Annotated in this window: 9 protein-coding genes and 1 pseudogene; 6 read left to right on the forward strand and 4 right to left on the reverse strand. The window is 49.7% G+C overall.

Going from position 1 to position 5,059, the window contains the following annotated elements; genetic code table 11:
• Positions 1-304 precede the first annotated feature (304 nt).
• Complete coding sequence (locus ACNKIB_RS01120; protein WP_417908698.1) at positions 305-598, reverse strand: type II toxin-antitoxin system Phd/YefM family antitoxin; 294 nt, start codon at positions 596-598, stop codon at positions 305-307.
• 205 nt (positions 599-803) lie between these two features.
• A complete protein-coding gene (locus ACNKIB_RS01125) occupies positions 804-1,037 on the reverse strand; it encodes a hypothetical protein (RefSeq protein WP_417908699.1) in 234 nt (77 codons plus the stop codon).
• A gap of 802 nt (positions 1,038-1,839) precedes the next feature.
• On the opposite strand from ACNKIB_RS01125, the gene ACNKIB_RS01130 reads away from it, so the two are divergent.
• The 6 genes and pseudogenes from ACNKIB_RS01130 to ACNKIB_RS01155 all read left to right on the forward strand — a co-directional run bounded on the left by ACNKIB_RS01130 (position 1,840) and on the right by ACNKIB_RS01155 (position 4,230).
• Entirely contained in the window at positions 1,840-2,325 is a 486-nt protein-coding gene (locus ACNKIB_RS01130; RefSeq protein ID WP_417908700.1) for a hypothetical protein, read from the forward strand.
• Positions 2,326-2,380: 55 nt separating this feature from the next.
• On the forward strand, positions 2,381-2,878 hold the full coding sequence (locus tag ACNKIB_RS01135) for a replication initiation protein (RefSeq protein WP_417908701.1): 498 nt from the start codon (positions 2,381-2,383) through the stop codon (positions 2,876-2,878).
• A gap of 9 nt (positions 2,879-2,887) precedes the next feature.
• Positions 2,888-3,028, forward strand: a pseudogene (locus tag ACNKIB_RS01140) (replication initiation protein); the annotation flags it as partial.
• 201 nt (positions 3,029-3,229) lie between these two features.
• On the forward strand, positions 3,230-3,445 hold the full coding sequence (locus tag ACNKIB_RS01145) for a hypothetical protein (protein WP_417908702.1): 216 nt from the start codon (positions 3,230-3,232) through the stop codon (positions 3,443-3,445).
• A gap of 184 nt (positions 3,446-3,629) precedes the next feature.
• The gene (locus ACNKIB_RS01150; protein ID WP_417908703.1) at positions 3,630-3,941 is read left to right on the forward strand and encodes a type II toxin-antitoxin system RelE/ParE family toxin; all 312 of its coding nucleotides are present in this window, start codon (positions 3,630-3,632) and stop codon (positions 3,939-3,941) included.
• Positions 3,934-4,230, forward strand: a complete 297-nt coding sequence (locus ACNKIB_RS01155; protein WP_417908704.1) for a helix-turn-helix domain-containing protein — start codon at positions 3,934-3,936, stop codon at positions 4,228-4,230. The genes ACNKIB_RS01150 and ACNKIB_RS01155 overlap by 8 nt, the downstream gene beginning before the upstream one ends.
• An 8-nt stretch (positions 4,231-4,238) precedes the next feature.
• On the opposite strand, the gene ACNKIB_RS01160 is transcribed toward ACNKIB_RS01155, so the two are convergent.
• On the reverse strand, positions 4,239-4,598 hold the full coding sequence (locus ACNKIB_RS01160) for a hypothetical protein (RefSeq protein WP_417908705.1): 360 nt from the start codon (positions 4,596-4,598) through the stop codon (positions 4,239-4,241).
• Positions 4,598-4,828, reverse strand: a complete 231-nt coding sequence (locus ACNKIB_RS01165) for a hypothetical protein (protein ID WP_417908706.1) — start codon at positions 4,826-4,828, stop codon at positions 4,598-4,600. The genes ACNKIB_RS01160 and ACNKIB_RS01165 overlap by 1 nt, the downstream gene beginning before the upstream one ends.
• Positions 4,829-5,059 lie beyond the last annotated feature (231 nt).

Here is a 5,059-nt window from a genome sequence, read left to right on the forward strand (position 1 = left end):
CATGTCAATTTTTACCGCAGGCTTATTCCGCTTCCGGCACGGAAAAAGACGCTTTGACCACCGAAAAACACTGGCCTGGCCTACTCCGAAGCGTACTGCCGCCTCCTCAAAACTCAAACCTTCACGTTCTTTGATTTCCATACTTTCCGGCGAAAATCTACTGAATAGGCCATAAGATTCAACTCATAGGATGAAAATGATTGCTTGATCATTTTATATCGCTGCGGCTATAGTCTTGGAAATATCATGCAAAGGCCGGGCGTAGATGTATTCAAGAAAGACATTTGCATCCGGCACATACAGATCAGCAGCCATAATCTTTGCCCGCTTGCTTCCGTTTTTGTTTGCGCATGGTTCTCAGAAGCTCGGTCGGCTCATCATCCATTGCCAGAGCCGGAAGACTATCCAGTTCATCAAGCAATGCCCTTTGCTGCTCCGAAATCTGACCTTCCTGCGAACTGGGCAGTGCCACTGGTACAATCCGCGCCATTGGTTTCCCTTTTCTGACCACAGTCACCGCATCGCCTTTATGGAAAACTTCATCCAGCAGGGTTCCAAACTGTCTGCGGACTGCTGTCACGTCAATCACTCGTTCCATAATTTCCCTCTGTTGAACTGAACTATAGCAACTCTATAAGTTATCATAGTTGCAAAACAGGAGCGTGTCAACCTGCTCGGCATCCGCGCCCTGCTTGTCCATGCGCTGGATGAGCAGGCAAAGGCGTTTCACATTAGGCACGGCTACCCTTGCCCTTCCAGCTATGTTCGTTTTCTCCAGCCCGCATTTGTGCTGCTGGACGAAGTTATTTCCCGATCAGCCGCCCGAATGACAGCCCTTCCTCTACCGCTCTGCAACCAGAAAAAATATCTAACCTGCATGAAATGAAAGCAGTAATACCGACATTGATAAATTGATTCCAAACGGCCTTTAAATCAATTTTCATCTCGAAACGTACCTCTGTTGCCGCTACCCTGATCGTTGAAATTTGGGCCTGTAGCGTGGCTTCTTGATGCTGCTGATGCTTTTCGGTGTTCAAGTGGTCATCCTAAACCTTCCTCGCTCCCCTATCGGGGGGTTGGGTTGGGGGTAGTTTATCTTTTAGAGATGGAGAGCTAGCGTTTCGCTAGCGAAACGTTGAGCAGTCGTTGGCGAATCGTTAGCTTTTCCCATCTTGTATTTGCGGCTACCTGCCCAGACCCCTTGTCTTCTCTCTTCTCCTTCCCCCTCTGGGGGATAAAGGGGGAGTAGTTATATATCTCTATATAATAAATAGTGTACTGCTGCCTGTCCGGTGCCTGTATCGCTTGACCATCTATGTATGCTATTGATATTTATCAAACGTGCCTGTATCGGTGCCTATTTTTTGCTTTGCCGCTCCGATGCTCAAAAAAAGCATTGACAAGCCGCACGGAATGCGAAAAAAATCAGCACCCCTGTGGTTCACTCTAACTGACAAGCTGATCAAAACGACATAAACGCCATGAAATTCAATCTCGGCAGCCGAACATCAAACCCTACAGGCCGCTTGCTGATCGTTGAACCTTTGGCTTGCTGAATGCCTTCTCGAACGTGCTGCATATATGCAGTGTGAAGCAGAGCTTTTTTATAGTGGGTAAAATCCAATCTCATCAGTTTCGCCTGCGCTTTAAGCCGCACGGAATGGTGAAGGAGCCGCATTTTTCCCGTTCTCCTCCTATTGCAGGAGTCATATTGAAACACGAAAAAACTAATATACTGGGATTGTTGGAGAAGTTAAAATCAACCTCAAAAATATACCCTCTTTCATACCCACTTTCTGCAAATCTGTGAGCAGGTTTCTGGCGGCTGGTCGGACACCGTTGAAGAGAGAATGGCAAATTGTAGCATCCAAACTTTGCCACTGCCGCCAATCGTTTGGGCGGCCTGCTGTGTTTTATGCAGATAGCGGGATATATTGTCTGTCGCTTGTCGTTTTTTCCTGTCTGCTTGTTTTTCCCACGGCTGTGCTTGGTGTAAGGAAAGCCTTGTTCAACGCCTCAAGGCTGGTACTGTTTCCCTCTTTCAAGGAAAAAATAAGTTGGCCATTGCCGCAGGTTTGGCGTTTTGCTGCTGAGGCTGCCAGCCGACCGGAGCGAAAGGCGAAGCCTTCGCGGAGAGAGGCCCCTGCTGCTGCGAAGCAGCCATTTGGTTTAGCGTCGCTGGCCATCCTGTTTAGAATTAGTCTGAGCGGCTTTTTGTATATATATTTACCTTTTTTTACTTTTTACGCTCTTGTAACTACCTTGAAATCATTGGCGATCAAAGTTTTCATCACAAGAGATTTGTTGCTGAAAAAGGGCTACTGATCGGCTAAAATAGCCTTTGAACCCAGAAAAGCCAAAAATCTCTTGTGATAAAATCATGGATGTCAGGAAACCTACGTTAAATTCAGAATTTGCAAAATCGAATGAGCTTGTGCCTATCATGGGGCGTTACGACCTCCAAGAGCTGAGGCTGATTGCCTACTGCATCGCGCATTACGACAGCAGGAAGCCTGACAACCGGAGATTCACCGCCAAGGTGACTGACTTGGCAGCCATCTTCAATATGGCAGAAGATTCAGCTTACTCAGTGGTAAAAAAAGTAGTCGCCGCCATGAGCAAACTTTTTGCATTTAAAATTGATGGTCGTGAAAAATATATATGGTGGTTTCAGGAATTTGAATATATTCCAGATAAGGGTCAAGTTGAATTTATGCTGAATATAAGAATAACTCCATATCTTCTTGAACTTAATGAACGGTTTTCAGTTTACAGGCTCGGTGATGTTCATCAATTCAAGGCGGCTTCAACATGGCACCTGTTTGAAAATCTGAACAAGTGGAAGAACGCAGGAGGATGGCACGTCTCTTTGAAATAACTGCACAGCATACTTGGAGCAGATGAAAAATATCCACGGTTTGATTCATTCAGGCAATGGCTGATTGACCCTGCAATTACAGAAATCAACGAAAAAAGCAGCCTTAATGTTGAGTATGTAAAAGAGAAGTCAGGAAAGACAGTAGTTGCTCTGCGCTTCTTCATTGACAGCAAGCAGCCTGATTATGTCATAACGATTGAGAGCCAGAAGAACAAGCTGCTGCTCTGCTGCGGCATCCGCCATCACGCGGCTGAAAATATCATCAATCAGATAATCGGAGCCGGAAGAGAGGAGCAGTTCATCAAAAAGATTCCTGAAATGCAGAAAAGATGGAGCGCGGAGAAAGGCTCAATGCCGCGATATGTGGCGGGAGCGATCAAGCGGGAGCTGGCGCAGCGGCCAGCCAAGGCGCAGGTGAAGCCGGAACACGCGGAAGCCTTGAGCTGCTGGATGAACAAACGGCAGCGGAAAGAGGTCTGCAAGGTCAGGCAGCGTGGCGGTATTCCCTATCGCAAGAAATGCCAGATTTGCCTGACGAGGATTGCTGTGGCTGATTTTGGCCTCTGAGCAGGACAGCCCGCAGGAACGCGTCAGATGGCCGCCAGAGCGTTGCGAGAGGCAAAAACCATACCTTCCTGCCTCCGCCAGCGAAAACAGCTCTAAGGGCCGTTTAAAGGGTTTTCCAGAGGAGCGCGAAAATCAGCCCGCTTTGCCGCTTGATTTTCATACGGCTCTGCCGTATAGTTAAGGCATGACCTTCATTGAAACTTCAGTTTTCACAAAACACATTCAGGAATATTTGAGCGATGACGAATACGCCGCTTTACAGCATTTTCTGAACTGGCAGCCGGAAGCAGGGGATATTGTTCCGGCCAGCGGCGGCGTGAGAAAACTGCGCTGGGCAATGCAGGGAATAGGCAAGCGCGGCGGCATCAGAGTCATCTACTACTGGAAAAAATCTGAGCATGAAATTTGGATGCTGACTGCGTATGCGAAAAACGAGAAAGATAACATTCCCGCCCATATTTTGAAAAAGATAGCGGAGGAAATCAGCAATGACTGAACGCGATATTGGAGCCGAGATTCTGGCAGGGCTGAAGGAAATAAGAGAATTTAAGAAAGGAAAGGCGCAGCTTAGAACCGTCAAGCTGTCCGTGCCGCAATCTGCCCGGCAGATCAGGGAGCGGTTGAACCTGTCGCAATCCGCCTTTGCCAGCATGATGGGGGTGAGCGTCCGCACGGTTCAGGACTGGGAACAGGGCCGGAGAACGCCCAAAGGCCCGGCCCGTTCGCTGCTCAGGATAGCGGAGCAGAACCCGAAGGCGTTTCTGGCGGTTTCGTTTGCGGCTTGATTCCTGCCTTACACCCGCCGCCCTGTCTGCAGAATATCCCGCACCAGCGGATCATCCGGCGTGAAGCTGTCCGGGCTGAAGGGCAGCGGCTCTATGCGGTCATCAATTGCCTGAGCATCAGGATGACCGGGCAGCTTGCAGAAACGGTCATAGCTTTCTTCGGCCAGTTCATGGTTCGGGGCGGAATAGAAAATTTTCCGCTGATGCCCGTATTTCGCCGCCTGCTGCAAGGCTGTCCGAGTCTTTCCCACGCCCGGATCAACCTCAAGAACCAGATTGCGTGTGTCTTTGCAGCCCATCATGTCCCGGACAATGCGCTTGAGCTTGATCCGTCCCCCGGCCAGCGAGTTGCAATAAACTGCTTCCATTACAAATCGCCGGACAGGTCAAATGATTTCTTCGGAAAGTCGGCCCTGACCAGCCATGCCTTATGCCGGAAGCGTTCAGCAAAGCTCCCTGCGGGCCTGCTGTCCCCGAAACCGGCATCAAGAGCCGACTGAAACTGCTGCCGAAGATAGCTTTCCGCGCAATATGTCTGCCGAAACTCCGCCTCTGATTTGCCCATGCGGTCAGCCTGCTCCACATGCGTCCGCAGCATGGCGGCGTAATGCTCCAGATTGCCAGCAACAGCCGGCCGGCCGCCGCCGCGTTGCGGATTTGGGCATGGTGGCCGTCCACACATATCCGGGATAACTGATCGCCGAATGCCGCCGTTGTCGGTTGTAAAAGCCTTCGATGTACCGATTCGGCTTTGTGCTTCTGCTCTAGCCCTGAAGGAAGAGTGACAAACCAGCTCTCGCTTCAGAGTTCCAAAAAACGACTCGGTGAC

The organism is Candidatus Electronema sp. PJ (genome assembly GCF_048287395.1).
Lineage (GTDB): Bacteria > Desulfobacterota > Desulfobulbia > Desulfobulbales > Desulfobulbaceae > Electronema.